At 72.8% G+C, this 17,118-nt stretch carries 17 protein-coding genes; 8 read left to right on the top strand and 9 right to left on the bottom strand.

Translation table 11 applies throughout. From position 1 onward, the window contains the following. Nucleotides 1-185: 185 nt before the first annotated feature. Nucleotides 186-1,640: an MFS transporter gene (locus ABEA93_RS23470; protein ID WP_345677687.1), complete on the top strand. Its 1,455-nt coding sequence runs from the start codon at nt 186-188 to the stop codon at nt 1,638-1,640. Between the two features lie 98 nt (nt 1,641-1,738). Then, nucleotides 1,739-2,503 (top strand): methyltransferase domain-containing protein, encoded by a 765-nt coding sequence (locus tag ABEA93_RS23465; protein WP_345677686.1) that lies wholly within the window; start codon nt 1,739-1,741, stop codon nt 2,501-2,503. A gap of 77 nt (nt 2,504-2,580) precedes the next feature. Here ABEA93_RS23465 and ABEA93_RS23460 read toward each other — a convergent pair whose 3' ends face one another. After that, nucleotides 2,581-3,930: an NAD(P)/FAD-dependent oxidoreductase gene (locus tag ABEA93_RS23460; protein ID WP_345677685.1), complete on the bottom strand. Its 1,350-nt coding sequence runs from the start codon at nt 3,928-3,930 to the stop codon at nt 2,581-2,583. A gap of 285 nt (nt 3,931-4,215) precedes the next feature. After that, a complete protein-coding gene (locus tag ABEA93_RS23455) occupies nt 4,216-4,932 on the bottom strand; it encodes an ArsR/SmtB family transcription factor (RefSeq protein WP_345677684.1) in 717 nt (238 codons plus the stop codon). A 65-nt stretch (nt 4,933-4,997) separates the two neighbouring features. On the opposite strand from ABEA93_RS23455, the gene ABEA93_RS23450 reads away from it, so the two are divergent. Together ABEA93_RS23450 and ABEA93_RS23445 are read left to right on the top strand one after the other, a co-directional pair. Then, complete coding sequence (locus ABEA93_RS23450; protein WP_345677683.1) at nt 4,998-6,104, top strand: cytochrome P450; 1,107 nt, start codon at nt 4,998-5,000, stop codon at nt 6,102-6,104. Beyond that, a complete protein-coding gene (locus ABEA93_RS23445; RefSeq protein WP_345677682.1) occupies nt 6,101-6,925 on the top strand; it encodes an isocitrate lyase/PEP mutase family protein in 825 nt (274 codons plus the stop codon). The genes ABEA93_RS23450 and ABEA93_RS23445 overlap by 4 nt, the downstream gene beginning before the upstream one ends. A gap of 45 nt (nt 6,926-6,970) precedes the next feature. Here ABEA93_RS23445 and ABEA93_RS23440 read toward each other — a convergent pair whose 3' ends face one another. Beyond that, nucleotides 6,971-7,459, bottom strand: coding sequence for a pyridoxamine 5'-phosphate oxidase family protein (locus ABEA93_RS23440; protein WP_345677681.1), 489 nt, complete (start codon nt 7,457-7,459; stop codon nt 6,971-6,973). A gap of 191 nt (nt 7,460-7,650) precedes the next feature. Beyond that, entirely contained in the window at nt 7,651-8,700 is a 1,050-nt protein-coding gene (locus tag ABEA93_RS23435; RefSeq protein ID WP_345677680.1) for a LysR family transcriptional regulator, read from the bottom strand. Nucleotides 8,701-8,758: 58 nt separating this feature from the next. On the opposite strand from ABEA93_RS23435, the gene ABEA93_RS23430 reads away from it, so the two are divergent. Continuing rightward, on the top strand, nt 8,759-9,562 hold the full coding sequence (locus tag ABEA93_RS23430) for an NAD(P)-dependent oxidoreductase (RefSeq protein WP_345677679.1): 804 nt from the start codon (nt 8,759-8,761) through the stop codon (nt 9,560-9,562). A gap of 91 nt (nt 9,563-9,653) precedes the next feature. On the opposite strand, the gene ABEA93_RS23425 is transcribed toward ABEA93_RS23430, so the two are convergent. From ABEA93_RS23425 to ABEA93_RS23405, 5 genes are all read right to left on the bottom strand, one after another. Further along, a complete protein-coding gene (locus tag ABEA93_RS23425) occupies nt 9,654-10,148 on the bottom strand; it encodes an NUDIX hydrolase (RefSeq protein ID WP_345677678.1) in 495 nt (164 codons plus the stop codon). Between the two features lie 1,707 nt (nt 10,149-11,855). Beyond that, nucleotides 11,856-12,254, bottom strand: coding sequence for an FtsX-like permease family protein (locus tag ABEA93_RS23420; protein WP_345677677.1), 399 nt, complete (start codon nt 12,252-12,254; stop codon nt 11,856-11,858). Between the two features lie 77 nt (nt 12,255-12,331). Beyond that, nucleotides 12,332-12,889, bottom strand: a complete 558-nt coding sequence (locus ABEA93_RS23415) for a MarR family winged helix-turn-helix transcriptional regulator (protein ID WP_345677676.1) — start codon at nt 12,887-12,889, stop codon at nt 12,332-12,334. Between the two features lie 157 nt (nt 12,890-13,046). Further along, nucleotides 13,047-13,331 (bottom strand): hypothetical protein, encoded by a 285-nt coding sequence (locus ABEA93_RS23410; protein ID WP_345677675.1) that lies wholly within the window; start codon nt 13,329-13,331, stop codon nt 13,047-13,049. A gap of 124 nt (nt 13,332-13,455) precedes the next feature. Further along, a complete protein-coding gene (locus ABEA93_RS23405) occupies nt 13,456-13,884 on the bottom strand; it encodes an SRPBCC family protein (protein WP_345677674.1) in 429 nt (142 codons plus the stop codon). Between the two features lie 92 nt (nt 13,885-13,976). Here ABEA93_RS23405 and ABEA93_RS23400 point away from each other — a divergent pair, with 92 nt between their 5' ends. The 3 genes from ABEA93_RS23400 to ABEA93_RS23390 all read left to right on the top strand — a co-directional run bounded on the left by ABEA93_RS23400 (nt 13,977) and on the right by ABEA93_RS23390 (nt 17,047). Further along, nucleotides 13,977-15,032 (top strand): helix-turn-helix transcriptional regulator, encoded by a 1,056-nt coding sequence (locus tag ABEA93_RS23400; protein WP_345677673.1) that lies wholly within the window; start codon nt 13,977-13,979, stop codon nt 15,030-15,032. A 190-nt stretch (nt 15,033-15,222) separates the two neighbouring features. Further along, nucleotides 15,223-16,245, top strand: a complete 1,023-nt coding sequence (locus ABEA93_RS23395) for a lactonase family protein (protein ID WP_345677672.1) — start codon at nt 15,223-15,225, stop codon at nt 16,243-16,245. A gap of 58 nt (nt 16,246-16,303) precedes the next feature. Further along, nucleotides 16,304-17,047, top strand: a complete 744-nt coding sequence (locus ABEA93_RS23390) for a GNAT family N-acetyltransferase (protein ID WP_345677671.1) — start codon at nt 16,304-16,306, stop codon at nt 17,045-17,047. Nucleotides 17,048-17,118: the final 71 nt, after the last annotated feature.

The raw sequence follows: 17,118 nt of genomic DNA, 5'->3' as shown, positions 1-17,118 counted from the left end.
TTGCACCCTACGCGTGTTGTGCAGTTCACATGAGGTGTGTGTACTGCACATGATATGTGTAATGCATGACATGTGCATGATGCACATCATGTGCATCCCGCACATGCCGCTTGGCTCGAAGGCCGCGCACGGCCGCGAAGAGCCGCGGGGGACCGCAACCCCCTCGAAAGACACGGGAGAACAGCGTGGACAGCTCCACCCCGGCCGTCCGCAGCAGCGGCGTGGTCGGCGTGCTCGCGTTCGCCGGCATCATCGCGTCGCTGATGCAGAGCATCGTCGTGCCGCTCATCGGCGAACTTCCGCACATCCTCGGCACCACATCCGCCAACTCCGCGTGGATCGTCACGGTCACGCTGCTGACCGCCTCCGTCGTCACCCCGGTCAGCGGCCGGCTCGGCGACATGTACGGCAAGCGCCGCATGCTGCTGCTCTGCACCGTCCCGCTCATCGTCGGCTCGATCGTGTGCGCGCTCGCCACCTCGCTCGTGCCGATGATCATCGGCCGCGCGCTGCAAGGCATGGGCACCGGCATCGTGTCGCTCGGCATCAGCGCGCTGCGCGACATCCTGCCGCCCGAACGCCTCGGCTCCGGCATCGCGCTCATCAGTTCCTCGATGGGCATCGGCGGCGCCCTCGGCTTGCCGGTCGCCGCGCTCGTCGTGGAGAACTCCAACTGGCGCGCGCTTTTCTGGAGCGCCGCCGGACTCAGCGCCCTCGCCGCCGTCCTCATATGGTTCTACGTCCCCGCCACCCCCAAAGCCGCCGCCAAACCCGGCCGCTTCGACTTCGCCGGCGCGATCGGCCTCGGCCTGGCACTGATCTGCCTGCTCCTGGCCGTGTCCAAGGGCGCCGACTGGGGCTGGGGGAGCGCCACCACGCTCGGCCTGCTCGCCGCCGCCGTCGTCCTGCTCCCGGTCTGGGGCTGGTGGGAACTGCGCGCCACCGCCCCGCTGGTCGACCTGCGGGTGACCGCCCGGCCGACCGTCCTGCTCACGAACGCCGCCTCGATCGTGCTCGGCCTCGCCATGTACGCGCAGGCGCTGATCCTCCCGCAGCTCCTCCAGTTGCCGAAGGAGACCGGCTACGGCCTCGGCCAGTCCATGGTCGCCATGGGCCTGTGGATGGCGCCGTCCGGCCTGATGATGATGGTGGTGTCGCCGCTCGGCGCGAAGCTGTCCGCCGCACGCGGCCCCAAGGTCACGCTGGTCTGCGGCTCGATCGTCATGGGCCTCGGCTACGGCTCCTCGCTGCTGCTGCTCGGCACCGCATGGGGCGTCATGCTCGTCGGCGCCATCTGCATGATCGGCCTCGCGCTCGCGTACGGCGCCATGCCCGCGCTCATCATGGGCGCCGTCCCGCCGTCCCAAACCGGGTCGGCGACCAGCTTCAACACGCTGATGCGCGCCGTCGGCACGTCCGTCTCCGCGGCCATCGTCGGCGTCGTGCTCTCCCACATGACCACCGACTTCGGCGGACGCGCGCTGCCGTCCGAGAGCGGCTTCCACGTCGGCCTGCTCATCGGCTGCGCGCTCGCCTTGGCCGCCGCCGCGATCGCCGCGTGCATCCCGGTGCAGCACCGCCGCACGGAAGCCCCCAAGGCCACCCCTGCCGGAACGCCCGCCGCAGCCCGCGTCTCCTGACCGCGACAACACCCCGGAAACCACGTCGCGCCCGCGACCGCGACGCCACCCCCGAAATCACGTCGCGACCGGGGACGCACGGCTGAAACCATGCCCCCATGGCACAAAACACCTTCGAAGCCCTCGTCGCCGAAGCCGAGGCCGCGCCCGTCGAAGGCTGGGACTTCTCCTGGCTCGACGGGCGCGCCACCGAGCAGCGGCCGTCGTGGGGCTACCAGCGGCTCATGGGCGAACGCCTGGCGCATGCCCACGCCGCGCTCGACATCCAGACCGGCGGCGGCGAAGTCCTCGCCGGCGTCCCGAAACTGGCGCCGCTGACCGTCGCCACCGAATCGTGGCCACCCAATGTCGCCAAGGCCACTCGGCTGCTCCACCCCCTCGGCGCGGCCGTCGTCCACGACCCGGACGAGCCGCCGCTGCCTTTCGCAGCCGACGCCTTCGACCTGGTGGTCAGCCGCCACCCGGTCACCGTGTGGTGGGACGAGATCGCCCGTGTCCTCGCCCCCGGCGGCACCTACCTGTCGCAACAGGTCGGACCCGCCAGCGTGTTCGAACTGGTCGAGTTCTTCCTCGGCCCGCAGCCCGAAGGCGTGCGCCGCAAACGGCACCCCGACGACGCCCGCCACGACGCGGAAGCCGCCGGTCTGGAGGTCGTCGACCTGCGCGCAGAATCGCTGCGCACCGAGTTCCTCGACATCGGCGCGGTGGTCTACTTCCTCCGCAAGGTCATCTGGATGGTCCCGGGCTTCACCGTGGACGCCTACCGCGGCCGCCTCCGCGACCTGCACGACCGCATCACCGCGGAAGGCCCTTTCGTCGCCCACACGACGCGGTTCCTCATCGAGGCCCGCAAACCGCGCTGACCCGCCGGTCACCCGCCCGGCCGCTCGCCGATCGGCAACCGCGCCTGCGGCTTGTGTCGTCGGCAGGCGCCTCGTCGTCAGCCGCCGTTGCCCACCCGCTCCTCGATGCGATCCCGGCTCAGGTACGCGTCCGTGTACTCGAAGTCCTGGAGCCGCGCCGGGCGGCCGGTCTGGAAGCCGGTGCGCACGAAGTCGTCGCCCGCGGCGGCGTTCAGCGCCCAGTTGACCATCACGCGGGTCCGCGCCGTCATGGTCGGCAGCGCCATCAGGTGGTAGCCGCGGGCGACCGCCTGCGCGGGGATGCCGTGGAGTTCGACGCCGAGCGGCTTCGACACCGCGTCCTTGCCGCCCAGGTCGACGACGAGCCCCAGGTCCTTGTGGAAGTACGGCCGCATGACGTCGCCGCGGATCCGGGCGGCCACGTTGTCGCCGAGCGTCTTGCCCTGCCGCTGGGCGTGCTGCGCGGTCGGCGGCGTGATCGCGTCCCCGCCCTTCGCCAGGTCGGGGATCGCAGCCGCGTCGCCCGCCGCGAATACGTCCGCCAGCCCCGGCACCGTCAGGTCCGGCGCGACCACGAGCCGCCCGCGGAGCGTGTCGCACGACAGCGTGTCGACCAGCGGGCTCGCCGCGACACCGGCGGTCCAGATCAGCGTGTGCGACGGCAGCACCCGGCCGTCGGTGAGCGTCACCTGCGTCGGCTCGATCGCCTTCACCGACGTGCCCAGCGAGAACTCCACGCCGCGCTTGCGCAGCATGGCCATGGCCTTCGCACCCAGGTTCTCGCCGAGTTCGGGCAGCAGCTTCGGCGCGACGTCGACGAGGTGCCATTCGATGTTCGCCGGGTCGAGCCGCGGGTAGCGGTGCGCGGCGGCGGTGGTGAGCCGTTGGAGGCAGGCCGCGGTCTCGGTGCCCGCGTAGCCGCCGCCCACGACGATGAACCGCAGCCGCGCGTCGCGTTCCACCGGATCGCTGGTCACCGCGGCGAGGTCGAGCTGCGAGATGACGTGGTCGCGCAGGTACGCGGCCTGCGCGAGCGTCTTCATGCCCAGCGCGTGCTCGGCCAGGCCCGGGATGTCGAAGGTACGCGTCGTGCTGCCCGCGGTCAGGACCAGGTGGTCGTACGGCACGTTCACCAGTTCGCCGGTGGTCTTGCGGACCACGCACACCTTCGCCGCGGGGTCGACGCCCACCGCGCCGCCCGGCAGGATCCGCGTCCGGCGCAGCCGCCGGCGCAACGACACGGCCACCGACTGCGGGGTGAGCACCCCGGCGGCGACGTGCGGCAGCAGCGGCAGGTAGAGCTGGTAGTCGGTCGGGGTGACCAGGCACAGGTCGGCCTCGGCCGGTGCGAGCCTGCGTTCGAGCCGGTGCAGGCATTCGGCTCCCGCGAAGCCGCCGCCGACCACCACGATCTTGGGACGCGCCATGGACCGCACTCCTTACGCCGGGGCTTGGACGTCGTGCGCCGGAGCGCGCCACGGCGCACAACCGGCATACCGGGCAGCCTACGGAGCAAACCGCCGGTCCGCGCGCGTCAACGAGCGAAGACAACGGCGGACACCCGCGGGACACCCGCTTGGCACTCGCCGATACCCGGAGACGCGGCACCTAGGCACCTATCCGGCGATCTTCCGGGAATTCCCATGACGGCCGCCTCCGTATACGGCCGAACAGGTGGCCGCCGCGGCCGCGGACCGGGACGTTCGACGTCGTCACGCGGACAACAGCGCCGGATCGATCCCCAGGGTCTCCCGCAGCGCCTCGACCCCGCGGGGCGTGACCTTGACCGCGCGCCGTGAACCGAAGCGTTCGCACCAGCCGGAGTCGAAGGCGTGGGTGCACAGCGCGGCACCGGCGATCCCGGACAGGTGGGCGCGGCGTTCCGTCCAGTCCAGGCAGGGCCGGGCCAGCGGGCGGCGACCGGGGCGGGACGGGGTGAGCGGGATGCCCTGGGCGGCGAACCACGCGAGGCCTGCGTCGGTCAGCGCGAAGCCGGTGTCCTGGACGAGCAGGCCGCGCGTGGTGAGGGCGTCGGTGATGGCGATGCCGAGGCGCCCGGCGAGGTGGTCGTAGCAAGTACGGCCGCGGGCCAGCGCGTCCGACACGCTGCGCGCCCGGAGGGTGGTCGCGGGCTGCGCCGGGGGGCCGGCGAACGCGGCCAGGTCTTCGACGAGTTGCGCGGCGCGCGAGTCGGCGACCCGGACGTACCGGTGCCGCCCCTGGCGTTCCTCGGCGAGCAGGCCGCCCGCGACCAGGCGGCTGATGTGCTCGCTGGCGGTCGACGGGGCGACCCCCGCGTAGCGGGCGAGTTCGCCGCCGGTCCAGGCCCGCCCGTCGACCAGTGCCAGGCAGATCGCCGCCCGGGTGGGGTCCGCGAGCAGCCCGGCGACGGCGGCGAGCCGGGCGGCGGAACGGTCGGATTCGGTCACCCGTCCAGCATGCCGCAGGCACGATTCGGCGAGCGCCGAAACGTCCTCGGCCTAGCGTCGAGGACATGACGAGCCCTGAACACGCGTCGCCGACCGCCACCGCGCCGGTCGCCATCTGCGGCCACGCCGCGGTCGTCCGCGTCCTGGCCGATCCCCGGTACCAAGTCCCGCCCGCCGCCACCGATTTGACCGGCGCGCCGGCACGTGGAGTGGCCTGGCTGCGGGCATCCGTCGCCCGCTTCGCCAACGGCGAGACCCACGCCCGGCGGCGCGCCTACGTCACCGCCCGCCTTGCGGCGCTCCGGCCCGACGACCTCCGGGACGCGGCTCGCCGGGAAACCGCGGCGACGTTGGCGCGTACCGCTCTGTGGGCGGCCTCCCGCCCCACGGTGTCGGAGGCCGCGCATCCGCACGGCACGGTCGTCGTCGACGTCATGGCCGCGCTTGCCCGCCGCGTCCCCCTGCGGGTCGTCGCCGCCGCGCTGGGTGCGCCGGACGCGGACCTCGACCGCGCGGCTGCCGCGACCGTCCGGGCCGCGGCCGCGTACCACCCGACCGCCGACGAGGACACCGTCCGCCGCGCCGACCCCGCCGTCGCCGACCTCGCGGCGATGTTCGCCGCCGCCGAACCGCACGCCGGTTCCGAGGACATCGCCAACCTGATCGGCATCCTCGTGCAGACCTGCGAGTCCACGGCCGGCCTCGTCGGCAACACCGCGGCCGCCGCCCTGCGCCTCCCGCCCGCGGCCCGCGCCGTCCCGGTCGAACGGCTGGTCGGGGAAACCCTCCGGCACGACCCGCCGGTACGTGCGACGCTCCGCCGCACCACCGAACCGCTGTCCGTCGACGGAACCGCGCACCCGCCCGGCACCGCCGTCGCCCTCGACTTCGCCGCCGCGAACCGCGACCCCGTGGTGTTTCCGGCACCGGACGCCTTCGACCCGGACCGCCCCGCGGCGGACCCCGGACACCTCGCCTTCGGCGCCGGGCTCCGGCCCTGCCCCGGATCCGCGCATGCGCTCGCGCTGGCCTGCGGCGTCCTGGAACCGCTGCTCGCCGCGGCCGAGCTTGCCGAGCCCGACGCGGCGACCGCCTACCAGGAGCCGGCCAACCCCCGCGTCCCCGTGCGTCTCGACGTCCGCATCCCCACACCCCACGGAGAGCCCCGATGACCGCCCCCGACCGCTCCCGCGTCTACCTCGCCTTCCGGGCCCTGCACCGCGGCCCGCGCCCGCTGCTGCTGCCCAACGCGTGGGACCACGCATCCGGCGCCGCGCTGGCCGCGGAAGGGTTCCCCGCGGTCGGCACCACGAGCCTCGGCGTCGCCGCGGCCGCCGGGAAGCCCGACGCACACGGCGCGACCCGCACCGAGACCCTCGCGCTCGCCCGCGGACTCGCCCGGCTGCCCGTCGCCGTCAGCGCCGACATCGAATCCGGCTTCGGCGGCGGCCCCGACGACATCGCCGCACTCGCCGCGGACCTGAACGCGGCAGGCGTGGCCGGGATCAACATCGAGGACGGCCGAGCCGACGGCACCCTCGCCGACACCGCCACCCAAGCGCGGCTGATCGCCGCGATCAAGGCCGCGGCCCCCGACCTGTTCGTGAACGCCCGCACCGACACGTACTGGCTGGGCGGCGGCGCCGACCCGCTCACCGACACGCTGCGCCGCACCGAGGCCTATGCGGCGGCCGGAGCGGACGGCGTATTCGTCCCGTCGCTGCCCGGCGACACGGCGATCGCCGCCGTCGTCGCCCGGATCGAGGTCCCGCTGAACGTGCTGTACGCGCCCGACCGGCACACCTACGCCCGGCTCGCCGACCTCGGCGTCGCCCGCATCAGCTGCGGCTCGTTGCTGTTCCGGGCCGCCCTGCACGCCGCGGTCGCGGCGGCCCGCGCAATCACCGCGGAATCCCCGGACGCGGTGGGGGAGATCGCCGCCGGGATCCCGTCCTACGCCGCGGTCGCGGCCCTCGCCGACGCGTTCGCCTGACGGGGACGGAGCCCGGCACCGCCACCGGGCCCCACCCCCGCGTGTTCAGCTGCGTTCGAGCGACCGGAGGCCGCGGCCTTCCTGCCAAACGCGGATCACCAGGCCGTCCGAAGCGGCGTTCAGGCCGGTCATGACGACCTCGGACAGGTCCGCGCGGAACAGGTACGACGCGCCCGGGTCCGGGAGTTCGCCGCCCCACGACTCGAACACCGCGAGCTTCTCGCCGAGGTCGGTGATCGCCACCGCGCGGCCGGCGAGCTTGGCGTCGCCGCGCCAGTCGGCACCCGACGCGGTGCCGGTCCCGCAGTGCAGCGCGAACCGCGGATCACGCAGGAGGTCCTTCGCCTTGACGGCGCCCGGCATGCTGCCGAACCACAGGTCGCCGTCCAGGAACTTGCACTCGGTACCGCTGATGCGCGGCGAGCCGTCCGCCCGCAGTGTCGCGACGGTCTTGTGGGTGAACGCGTCGAACGCGTGCTGCACCTCCGCCGCGAACCCCGGTTCGTCCTTGGCCACATCGGCCCAACGCGCCATTGCTTCCCCTTTTCCCTCGAGCCCCTCGGAGCTGCGCGGACGGCGCGTGCGGGCATGGTCCCCGGCGGCCGTCCACACAAGCCGACCACGCTACGGGCCGGGACCGACAACCCCGCGAACGCGCGCCCACCGGGCCGGTGCACGTGACCCGAGTGGACCAACCGAAGAGTTTTTCCGGTGATGTCCCGGGCTCACACGAGCGCGGCCGGTTCGGCGGACAGTGTCCGGGCCGTCGCGCGCAGCTGCCCGAGGAATGCCGCGGCCGCCGCCGACGGGGCCACGCCGCGGCGCGTCGCGGCATGCACCGCACGCACCGGGACGTCGTCGGCGTCCAGCGCGCACACCGCAAGATCCGCGCGCAGCGCGCCCGCCGCGAGGGCCGGGACCAGCGTCACGCCGAGCCCCGCCGCGACGAGCCCCTGCTTGGCGATCCAGTCGGACGCGACGAAGCCGATCCGCGGCGCGAAGTCCGGGCGCAGGTAAGGCCCGAGCAGGGTCTGCTCGGGCCGCCGCCCGCCCGCGATCCACGACTCCGCGGCCAACTCGGCCAACCGCACCCGGCGCCGTCCGGCGAGCGGATGCGTGCGGGGCAGGGCCACGAGCATGACCTCGTCGAGCAGGTGGTGCAGCTCGGCATCCGGACTGTGGCCGGCGGGCCCGCTGACCACCGCGACGTCGAGTTCGTCCGCCGCGACGGCGGCGAGCAGCCGGGGCGTGAGGTCTTCGTCGAGGGTCAGGCCGACACCGGGGTGGTCCGCGAGAAAGCCCGCGATGGCCCGCGGCACCAGCGCGGCGCCCGCGGTGGCGAACGCCCCCACGCGCACCCGGCCGCGCGCCAGCCCACGCAGCTCGGCCAGGTCGCGCCGCGCCAGGTCCACCTGGTCGAGCACGGCGCGGGCCCGGGGGAGCAGGGCGTGGCCGGCGTCGGTGAGCCGTACGCCGCGGGGGAGTCGATCGAACAGCGGAGAGCCGACTTCGTCCTCCAGCGCGGAGATCTGCCGCGACACGGCGGACTGCGTGTAGCCGAGGCGGACGGCGGCCGCGGTGAACGACGCGGCTTCCGCGACGGCGAGGAAGACCCGGAGCCAGGCCGTCGAGAAGTCGTGCGCCACGGGATCGGCCGCGGTGCGCGCGATGCCGGCGTCGGCCACGGGCTCGGCGTGGGACCGTGCGAGCGGCCCGTCGGCGGCCGGGGTGGGCCGTGCCGCGTCGGTGCGCCCTGAGGCATGCGGTTCCTGCATGGCAACCATGCTAGACAATCGCTGGTGGCATCGCTTGTGCGCGCCTAGCGTCAAGGCCATGGAACACATCGCCTTCTTGGGTCTCGGGCGTATGGGCCTGCCGATGGCCCGCCGCCTTCTCGCCGCCGGTCACCCGCTGACCGTGTGGAACCGCACCGCCGCCCGCGCGGAACCCCTCGCGGCAGCGGGCGCCCGAATAGCCGCCGACCCGCACGACGCCGTCGCGGACGCGGACATCGTCGTCACGATGCTCGCCGACCCGGACGCCGTCCACGCCGTCGTCGCGGCCTTCGCACCCGCTCTCAAGCCCGGCACCCGGGTGATCGAAATGTCCACGATCGGCCCCGCGGCGCTGCGCGCGATCGCCGCCGAACTCCCCGACGGCGTCCACCTCGTCGACGCCCCGGTGCTGGGCAGCGTGGACCGCGCCGAGGCCGGCGAACTCCTGATCTACGCGGGCGGCGACACCGACCAGGTGACGGACGTCCTGGCCCACCTGGGCACCGTCCTGCCGTGCGGCGCGCTCGGCGACGGGGCCGCGCTCAAGCTCGTCGTGATCAACGCCGTCGTCGGCGGCGTCGCCCTGATCGGCGAAGCGCTGGCGTTGGCCGACGCCCTCGGCGTGCCCGCGGGGGCCGCGGAACGCGCGCTGGCAGCAAGCCCGTTGGCGGGCCCGTACGCCCGCGCCACCGCCACCGGCAGCGACTTCGCGGTGCGGCTTGCCGCCAAGGACGTCCGCCTCGCCGCCGACGCGGCACGCCTGCCGATCGCCGAAGCCGTGCTGGCCACGCTCACCGCGTTCCCGGACGTGGCCGACGCCGACCTCGCGCAGGTCACCGACCGGATCCGCGCCCGCGGATAGGCCGGACGGCGGCGGGCCGGCGCGCTCCGGCCGAACCCCGCCCCGACCGGGCCCGGGCGAGCCCGAACCCCCGCCGCGACCCGGTCCCGCGTCAGCCGAGCCCGGCCGTGACCGCGCCCCCGACGTGGAAATGCGCGGCCGCATGCTCGCCCACCGCGGTGGCGATGCGGTTGAGCATGTCCTCGCTCATCGGCGGCAGCGCGTCCAGCGGGAACCAGGCCGTCTCGGTGTTCTCGCCGTCCGCCGGATACGGCTCACCGCCGAGGTGGCGGCAGCGGAAGACCAGGTCCAGGTACTGCGCCTGGTCGCCGTTCGTGTAGACGGACATCTTGGTGACGTGCACGAGCGCCAGCCGCTCCGGCGCCGCGTCCACGCCCGTCTCCTCGAGGACCTCGCGGACCGCCGCGTCGGCGGGGTGCTCGCCGGGATCGATGATGCCGGTGACGGGCGTCCACGCGCCGTTGTCGGCGCGGCGCACCAGCAGGACGCGATCACCGTCCACCACCACGGCGGTCACGCCGGAGAGCCACAGCGGATGCGTGCCCACCTTGGCGCGCAGGGCGAGGATGAAGTCCGGAGTCGACATCCGGCCAGCCTACGTGTCCGCGCCGGAGCCGGGCGCGCATCCGTGCGGCGCCGAAGCCGTGTCCGGCGCCCCTGTCGTCGGGTTCGGAGCCGCGCACTGCTTGGCTTCTGCGCCTGGGGCTGGTTCGAGGGAGTCGTCCTCGCCGTCCGTCACCGTCCTCGTCCTCGTCCTCGGATTGGGGAAGGCCGAGTGCCTGGTCGAGGAGGCGGCCGTGGTCGGCGGGATGGCGCAGCCGCGTGCCGGGGGTGATGCGGTAGGTGTTGCGTTGGTACATCGCGACCATCAACACCCGCCGCTTCACAAGCGCGGCCCGACGGCCCGTGGGTGGACAACTCTCCGGCAACCGGCCGCGCCCCGTGACTTGGCCAAGTCATTCGTGGCCCGAACCAAACCTCAGCTTGCGTGCCAGGCCCTTATCGGCATGCGCGCTCATCGCTGCGAGCATCATGGGGGGCATAGCTGCACGATTCCTCGGTGAAAGTCCATCCTGCTTACTCACCGAGGGCGCGAGGGGGGTAAATCCCACACTTGTTACACGGGTTGGCGACGGAGAAGATGTCGGTGGTCGCCGGCCCCGATTATCATCGGACCCGCGGGTGCCATGAATGGAAACGGAGAATCTGTCGCCAAGGTGGCGTGCCATGGTTTGTGTTAAATGGCCGTCCGGCGCAAGTGATTCATTCATCCAGTGCAGCGCGGCACGAAAATCTGGAGCAACGCGGAGGACATCCGACGCGTTGGGGAGGAACGCATTCGCGAGTCTTCCCAAGGCGTCGTCCCGCCCTTCCCACCCGTACACATGAGCTTGTCCTCCCACCTCGGCTCCCAGCTCCGATATACCATGGATCCAATCAGTAGCGTAGGTCGCGGCATATGATCCCATCGCTCGGAGAACCTGACCGGGCTCAACGTCCGCCTTGCCAACCCGGGCCCTCAGATACCTCCGGGCAGCGTCGAAATGGTTTCTCCCCAGGGGAGGCCAGTTGAAATCCCCTTCTTCGAGTGACCCAAGTCGCGAGAAGGCGGCATGCGATAGTTCATGAATCACTTTGACGGCAAACTTGTCGCCTTCCGGTCCGGATTTCGCATCCAGATACCGTGTATTGATACTCACGCCCCCCTGCCAGGCCCGACCCCATGAAGGCTTCCCGGCACCGGGCCCGGCATTTTCCGGCGCCAGCGGGAGGGGGTGGGCGTGTAAAAACAGGGCATGGGCTTCGGGGTTCACCAAGCGGTGGTGCACGACCGAAGCGCCCAATAATTTTGCTTTCTTTAGACTTATCCGTTCCGGAGGCTTCTCCAGACTTATGCGCTCACCGGGCGGAATCGGCGGATATGGTGCTGAAATCTTGAAAGAAAACCGTGATCCGACAGCAGTGTCCACGATTTCTGTCATCTCGCCAACGGACTGCGCTCTCATAATTTCCCAAAATTCTCCAGAGTGTAAACTCAATCCTGTCATATTTGATTGCCTCGAATCGGGATCCTATTGACCGGGCTCCGGCGGTCGGAGTCATTTCGGGGCCCTTATGCTATAGCCGGTGAACGAAAGTGGACTATCTGTATTTCTGCGGGGACCTGCCGCGTCGGATCAAAAATCAACAGAGACCCTCGGCGTCAGCCACCCTGGCTGGTCTGTGTGGCACGACAGCGGATGTTGACGAGTTCCGGGAGCGGACGTTAATGCGTTGCGCTCTTCGAGTGCGTCTACAGCGTGGTGGCGACATGTCTGCCCTGCTGGATCACCCGTCGTGCGCCCGCGGTGGAGCGACCTGGAACGACCCGGCCGCCCGTCACCATCTGGGCAGACGCGCCCGCCGCCCGCTCCGAGGACGGCGCATGCACGAACCACCGGGCACCGTACGCCCCAGCCGCCCACGCGCCCGGACTCGTCGCGGCCACCACCGCCGCGGCCTGGACCCGGACGATCCGCCGCACCTGCAGCGGCGTCGCCCCGACCGCCCGCAGCAGCACCAACTCCCGCTGCCGTACCGCATAGCCGAGCATCGCCGCGACCACGAACACCGCCGCGGCGAGCCCGGCGAACGTCATCGGCCGGGCACGGATCCCGGCGTACGCGAGACCGGGGATTGCTGTGGCTCTCATGCGTCCAGCGTCGCCGCTCCGCCGCGGCGTGCCGATCGGGCGGGCTCCCGGATCGGGGGTTCGGATCGGCCTAGGAGCTACTCCGCCGCCGACGCCCCGGCCTTCGGGTGGTCCGCCGGCATCGGCTCCGGCGTCAGTCCCTGGTCGATCGCCGCCTCCGCCCATGTGTCGGTGAAGCGTTCGAGCAGTTCGCTCAGCCGGGTGCGGTCTTCGGCGGGCCAGTCCCTGATCGCCCAGGCGATGTCCCGCCGTCCCACCGCGTGGGCGCGTTCGCACGCGGCCGCGCCCGTCTCGCTGAGGGCGAGGAGCTGGATGCGGCGGTGGGAGGGGTGCACGGTGCGGGTCAGGTAGCCGTCTTCCTCCAGCGGGGCCACCTGGCGGCTCGCGGTGGACTGGTTGACGCCGAGGTGGCGGGCCAAGTCGGTGACCGAGAGCGGGCCCGTCCGGGACAGCAGCATGAGGATGCCGATGCCGGACTCGTGGGTGTCGATCTGCGCCAGACGCCGGAGGCGGCGGCGGGACGCCGGGAGGCGGCTCATCGCGGTGACCTGGGTGATGAAGGCTTCGATGCCGGCCACCGCGGGGTCGTCGGTCGGCGCGGCGGCGGCCATCCGGTCGGTCTGCTTCCTCACCATCCGGTTAGAGATACACGGGGGTGGAACGCGAGAGCAAGAACGGCGCCGAGGGGTGGCGGCAAACGGCGGCGGCGGTGGTGCGTTGTGGGCACCGCCGCCGCCAACGTCCGCCGTCTTGCGGACCGCCCCGTCGGGCGGCCCGCCGCGATCCGGGCGCCTACGCCAACCCGACCGGTCCCGGCGGCTCGCCGCCCTCCGGGCCCGGGGCGGAGCCCGTGCCCCCCTCGCTCGCATGGGACTCCGCATGGGCGTCCAGCAGGCCCAGCAGCCGGGCGACCTCGTCGTGGGGCGCCCCCTGCCGTTGCTCCGCGTAGTACGCGGCGCCGAGTTGCTTGAACAAGTCGGACTGGGCGCGGTTGGCCTGGAACTCGTCGGCCTTGAGCTTCCCCGTGGCCACCGTTTCCCGGACCTTCTCCTTCGCCTGGTCGAGGAAGCCGCTCATGACGTCGCCTTTCGTCGGGACTCGCCGCGCTCCGCCACCGCGGACGGGCACGCCTCACTCGTACCCGCCGAGCCCGCCCGGCAACGTTCGGCCACCGGAAAACTCCCCTCGGCCCGCCGGCCGATTACGAAGCGTCACTGCCGGACGCCGCGAGGCCCTCCTCCACGGCCGCCATGACCGCCCGCCAATGCTCGCGCTGCCGCCCCCGTTCTTCCGCGTCGGCCAGCCACTCCTGGTGGAACCGCAGCATCGTCTTCTCGCCCGCGGCGCGGATCGCCACCTGAACGGTCGTGTCGTGGTCCCACGCGGCAGGGCGGTACGTCACCCGGACCCGGTCCGGCGGCCGGTAGCTGCGCACCTCGCCTTCCGTTCCCTCGTCCGTCCGGTACGGGGCACCCTTCTCGGGGCTCAGCTCCGCGCCCGCGCCCAGCCACAGCGCCACGCCGTCGTCGTCGGTCAGGAACTCCCACACCTGTTCCGCCGGGTACGGCAGGGTCTTCGACACCCCGATCTGGAATCCGGCGTCCTGGGTCCGGCCGACCTCGTCCGTCATGGCGCTGCTCCTCTCCACCCCGCTCCGCTTCCACGCCGATTCTGTTCCGCATACCTGACAGATCCCGTCAGGATCCGGGAGAGAATATGAACATGCGTGCGAGCCGACTGCTGTCCGTCCTCCTCACCCTGCAAACCCGCGGCCGGGTGACCGCGCAGGAGCTGGCCGACGAGCTGGAGGTGTCGGTGCGGACGGTCTACCGCGACATCGAGTCGCTCGGCGCCGCCGGAATCCCGGTGTACGCCGAACGCGGCCCGGCCGGCGGCTACCGGCTCCTCGACGGCTTCCGGACCCGCCTGAACGGCCTTACCGCGGACGAGGCCGACTCGCTGCTCTTCGCCGGCCTGCCCGGGCCGGCCGCCGAACTCGGGCTCGGCGCGGTCGTCGCGTCCGCGCAGCTCAAGCTGATGGCCGGGCTCGCGCCGGAGCTGCGCGAGCGTGCCGAACGCACCGCCGAGCGCTTCCACCTCGATACCGTCGGCTGGTACCGCGAAGCCGACCGGTCGCCGCACTTGGCGGAGGTGGCGAATGCGGTGTGGCGGCGGCATCGCATCCGTGTGCGGTACCGGCGGTGGGGCGGCGCGGCGTCCGAACGGGTGCTCGAACCGTATGGGCTCGTCCTCAAGGCCGGTGCGTGGTACCTCGTCGCGAAGCCCGTCGACGGCGACGCGCACCGCACCTACCGGGTCGGGCGCATCGACGAACTGGAGCCCGTCGAAGAGGAGTTCGAGCGCGAGGCGGAGTTCTCCCTGCCGGAGTACTGGGCGGCGTGGGCCGAACGGTTCGAGGACGAGCTGTACCGGGTGCCCGCGGTCGTGCGGCTGTCGCCGCGGGCCCGGCTCGCCGTCGCGGCGCTGTTCGGGCCGTACCGCGAGCGGGCCGTCGCCGAGACCGCGAGCGCACCCGACGCCGACGGATGGGTGCGCGCCGTCCTCCCGCTCGAATCGCTCCGTTACGGGGCCCACGAACTCCTGCAGCTCGGCGCCGAAGCCGAGATCCTCGGCCCGCCCGAACTCCGCCGCGCGGTCGCCGCCCAGGCCCGCGCGGTCGCCGCCATGTACGAGGACGACGAGGGCGCCGAAGCCGATGGGGCGGATGCAGCCGACGCGGCCGATGCCACCGATGAGGCCGCGGAAAGCCGCGCATAACCGGCAAACATTCCGACACGTCCCCGCGAGCCGCCCCGCACGCATGACCGCACCCGCCCGTGAGGCTTAGCCTGCATGGACTAGACCAGTGCGGATGCCGGTTGGGTCGGTTCCGGGCTGGTCGCCGCACACGTACGACACGCGGAACCGGCCCGCTCCGGAGCCCGCGAGGACAGGAGCGCAGCGCACGATGGACACGACCGGCCGGCCTCTCGTCTACATCGGCAGCTACACCGCGGACACCGACGGCCGCGGCGCCGGCATCACCGTGTGCGCGTACGACCCGGAAACCGGGGAACTCACCCCGCTGGGTGAACCGGTGGCCACCCCGTCGCCGTCGTTCCTCGCCGTGCACCCGGACGGCCACACGCTCTACGCCGTCAACGAACTCGAACCGCACGGCACCCTCAGCTCGTTCGCGATCGCCATCGACGGCTCGCTCACCCCCCTCGGCACCGTGCCCACCGGCGGCAGCGCGCCGTGCCACCTGGCCGTCGACCCGACCGGGCAGTACGTCCTCACCGCGAACTACGGCGACGGCCGCGTCTCCGTTCACGCGATCGGGGGACACGGCGCCGCCGAACCCGCCGACGTGGTGATCTCCCTCGCCGGACACGGACCCGACACGGAACGCCAGACCGGCGCGCACGCCCACCAGGTCGTCTTCGACGCCGACCTGCTGCTCGTCTGCGACCTCGGCTCGGACCGGGTCTGGCGGTTCCGCTTCGCCCACGGCGCGGCCACCCCCGACACCCCGTGGGCCGTCACCCCCGGCACCGGACCGCGCCACCTCGCCCTCGCCGGCCCCGGCCGCGCCTGGGTCGTCGGCGAACTCGACCCCGCCGTCCACCCCCTGCCGACCGGTACCCCCGCGGCCGTCGAGGCCGCCGACACGTCGGTGCGCAACTACCCGTCCGCCATCGTGGCCTCGCCCGACGGCCGCTTCGTCTACGTCGCCAACCGCGGCCCGGACACCGTCACCGTGCTCGACGTGGAAGGCGACACCATCCGCAGCATCGGCGAGTCCCCGGTCGGCGCCGCCTGGCCGCGCGACGCCGCCCTCGTCGGCGAGTTCCTCTACATCGCCGCACAGGACGGCGACGCCGTCACCGCGCTGCGCCGCGACCCGGTGACCGGACTCCTCGGCGAACCCGCTGTCGTGCTGAAGACCGGCAGCCCGACCTGCATCACCATCGGACCACGCCGAGGCTGAGCACCGTACACGCGCCGCCTCCCCGGCCGACGCCGTTCCCGCGCCTACGCTGAGCGGTATGCACCACGAGATCGACCTCGCCGACGTTCCGCGGCTCACCCGGGACGACGGGCTGTGCGCGTGGGCGGCGCAGGACGGCGCCCGCGCGTGGGCGGACGGGACGGCCGTCGCGGTCGCCGCACCCGGACTGTCGCTGCGCGACCGCCTCGTGGTGCACGGCGAGCGCGACGCCCTGGTCCCGCTCGTGCGCGCGGTGTTCGACGAGATCGGCGCGACGTACCGGCCGCTGGGCGCGCCCGAACTGGTGCGCGCCCTCGGCGACGGCATCGACGGGCTGGCCGTGCTCGGCGAGTTCGCGTGGATGGAACGCCGCGCCGGCGAGACGGCCACCGCGACCGGCGGGGGACGCAAAGACGCCGAGTGGCTGGAGCCCGCCGACGACGCGCACATCGCGGCGCTCATCGACGACGTCTTCCCCGACTCGTACGCACGCCCGGGCATCCCCGGTGTGCTGCGCTGGGCCGGGATCCGCGGCGCCGACGGGCGGCCCGCGGCGGTCGCCGCGGAAGCGTGGTCGGCGCCCGCGATGGGCTTCCTCAGCGGCGTCGCCGTGGACCGCACCGCCCGCGGGGCGGGGCTCGGCCGCCGCGTCTGCGGGTTCCTCGTCGACGCGATCCTGGCCGAGCGCGGCCGCGTCGGACTGATGGTGGACGACTGGAACGCGCCCGCGGAACGCCTGTACCGCAAGCTCGGGTTCACCTACCGGCGGCTAGCGGCCGCCGCCATGACCCAGCCCGGGTAGCGAGCCTGGGAAGTCCGGGTGAGAAGCCCGGGACACAGCCGTACACCTAGTCTCCGGATGTATCCGGATCT

It is taken from the genome of Yinghuangia aomiensis, assembly GCF_039542225.1.
Classification (GTDB): domain Bacteria; phylum Actinomycetota; class Actinomycetes; order Streptomycetales; family Streptomycetaceae; genus Yinghuangia; species Yinghuangia aomiensis.
This window is presented reverse-complemented; position numbering and strand designations above follow the sequence as displayed.

Bases quoted from the DNA above. Each gene is read 5' to 3' on its own strand.
- ABEA93_RS23410 (WP_345677675.1), bottom strand. From the start codon at position 13,331: ATGAGCGGCTTCCTCGACCAGGCGAAGGAGAAGGTCCGGGAAACGGTG.
- ABEA93_RS23450 (WP_345677683.1), top strand. From the start codon at position 4,998: ATGACGAGCCCTGAACACGCGTCGCCGACCGCCACCGCGCCGGTCGCC.
- ABEA93_RS23465 (WP_345677686.1), top strand. From the start codon at position 1,739: ATGGCACAAAACACCTTCGAAGCCCTCGTCGCCGAAGCCGAGGCCGCG.
- ABEA93_RS23425 (WP_345677678.1), bottom strand. From the start codon at position 10,148: ATGTCGACTCCGGACTTCATCCTCGCCCTGCGCGCCAAGGTGGGCACG.
- ABEA93_RS23445 (WP_345677682.1), top strand. From the start codon at position 6,101: ATGACCGCCCCCGACCGCTCCCGCGTCTACCTCGCCTTCCGGGCCCTG.
- ABEA93_RS23430 (WP_345677679.1), top strand. From the start codon at position 8,759: ATGGAACACATCGCCTTCTTGGGTCTCGGGCGTATGGGCCTGCCGATG.
- ABEA93_RS23440 (WP_345677681.1), bottom strand. From the start codon at position 7,459: ATGGCGCGTTGGGCCGATGTGGCCAAGGACGAACCGGGGTTCGCGGCG.
- ABEA93_RS23415 (WP_345677676.1), bottom strand. From the start codon at position 12,889: ATGGTGAGGAAGCAGACCGACCGGATGGCCGCCGCCGCGCCGACCGAC.
- ABEA93_RS23420 (WP_345677677.1), bottom strand. From the start codon at position 12,254: ATGAGAGCCACAGCAATCCCCGGTCTCGCGTACGCCGGGATCCGTGCC.
- ABEA93_RS23390 (WP_345677671.1), top strand. From the start codon at position 16,304: ATGCACCACGAGATCGACCTCGCCGACGTTCCGCGGCTCACCCGGGAC.
- ABEA93_RS23405 (WP_345677674.1), bottom strand. From the start codon at position 13,884: ATGACGGACGAGGTCGGCCGGACCCAGGACGCCGGATTCCAGATCGGG.
- ABEA93_RS23435 (WP_345677680.1), bottom strand. From the start codon at position 8,700: ATGCAGGAACCGCATGCCTCAGGGCGCACCGACGCGGCACGGCCCACC.
- ABEA93_RS23460 (WP_345677685.1), bottom strand. From the start codon at position 3,930: ATGGCGCGTCCCAAGATCGTGGTGGTCGGCGGCGGCTTCGCGGGAGCC.
- ABEA93_RS23395 (WP_345677672.1), top strand. From the start codon at position 15,223: ATGGACACGACCGGCCGGCCTCTCGTCTACATCGGCAGCTACACCGCG.
- ABEA93_RS23400 (WP_345677673.1), top strand. From the start codon at position 13,977: ATGCGTGCGAGCCGACTGCTGTCCGTCCTCCTCACCCTGCAAACCCGC.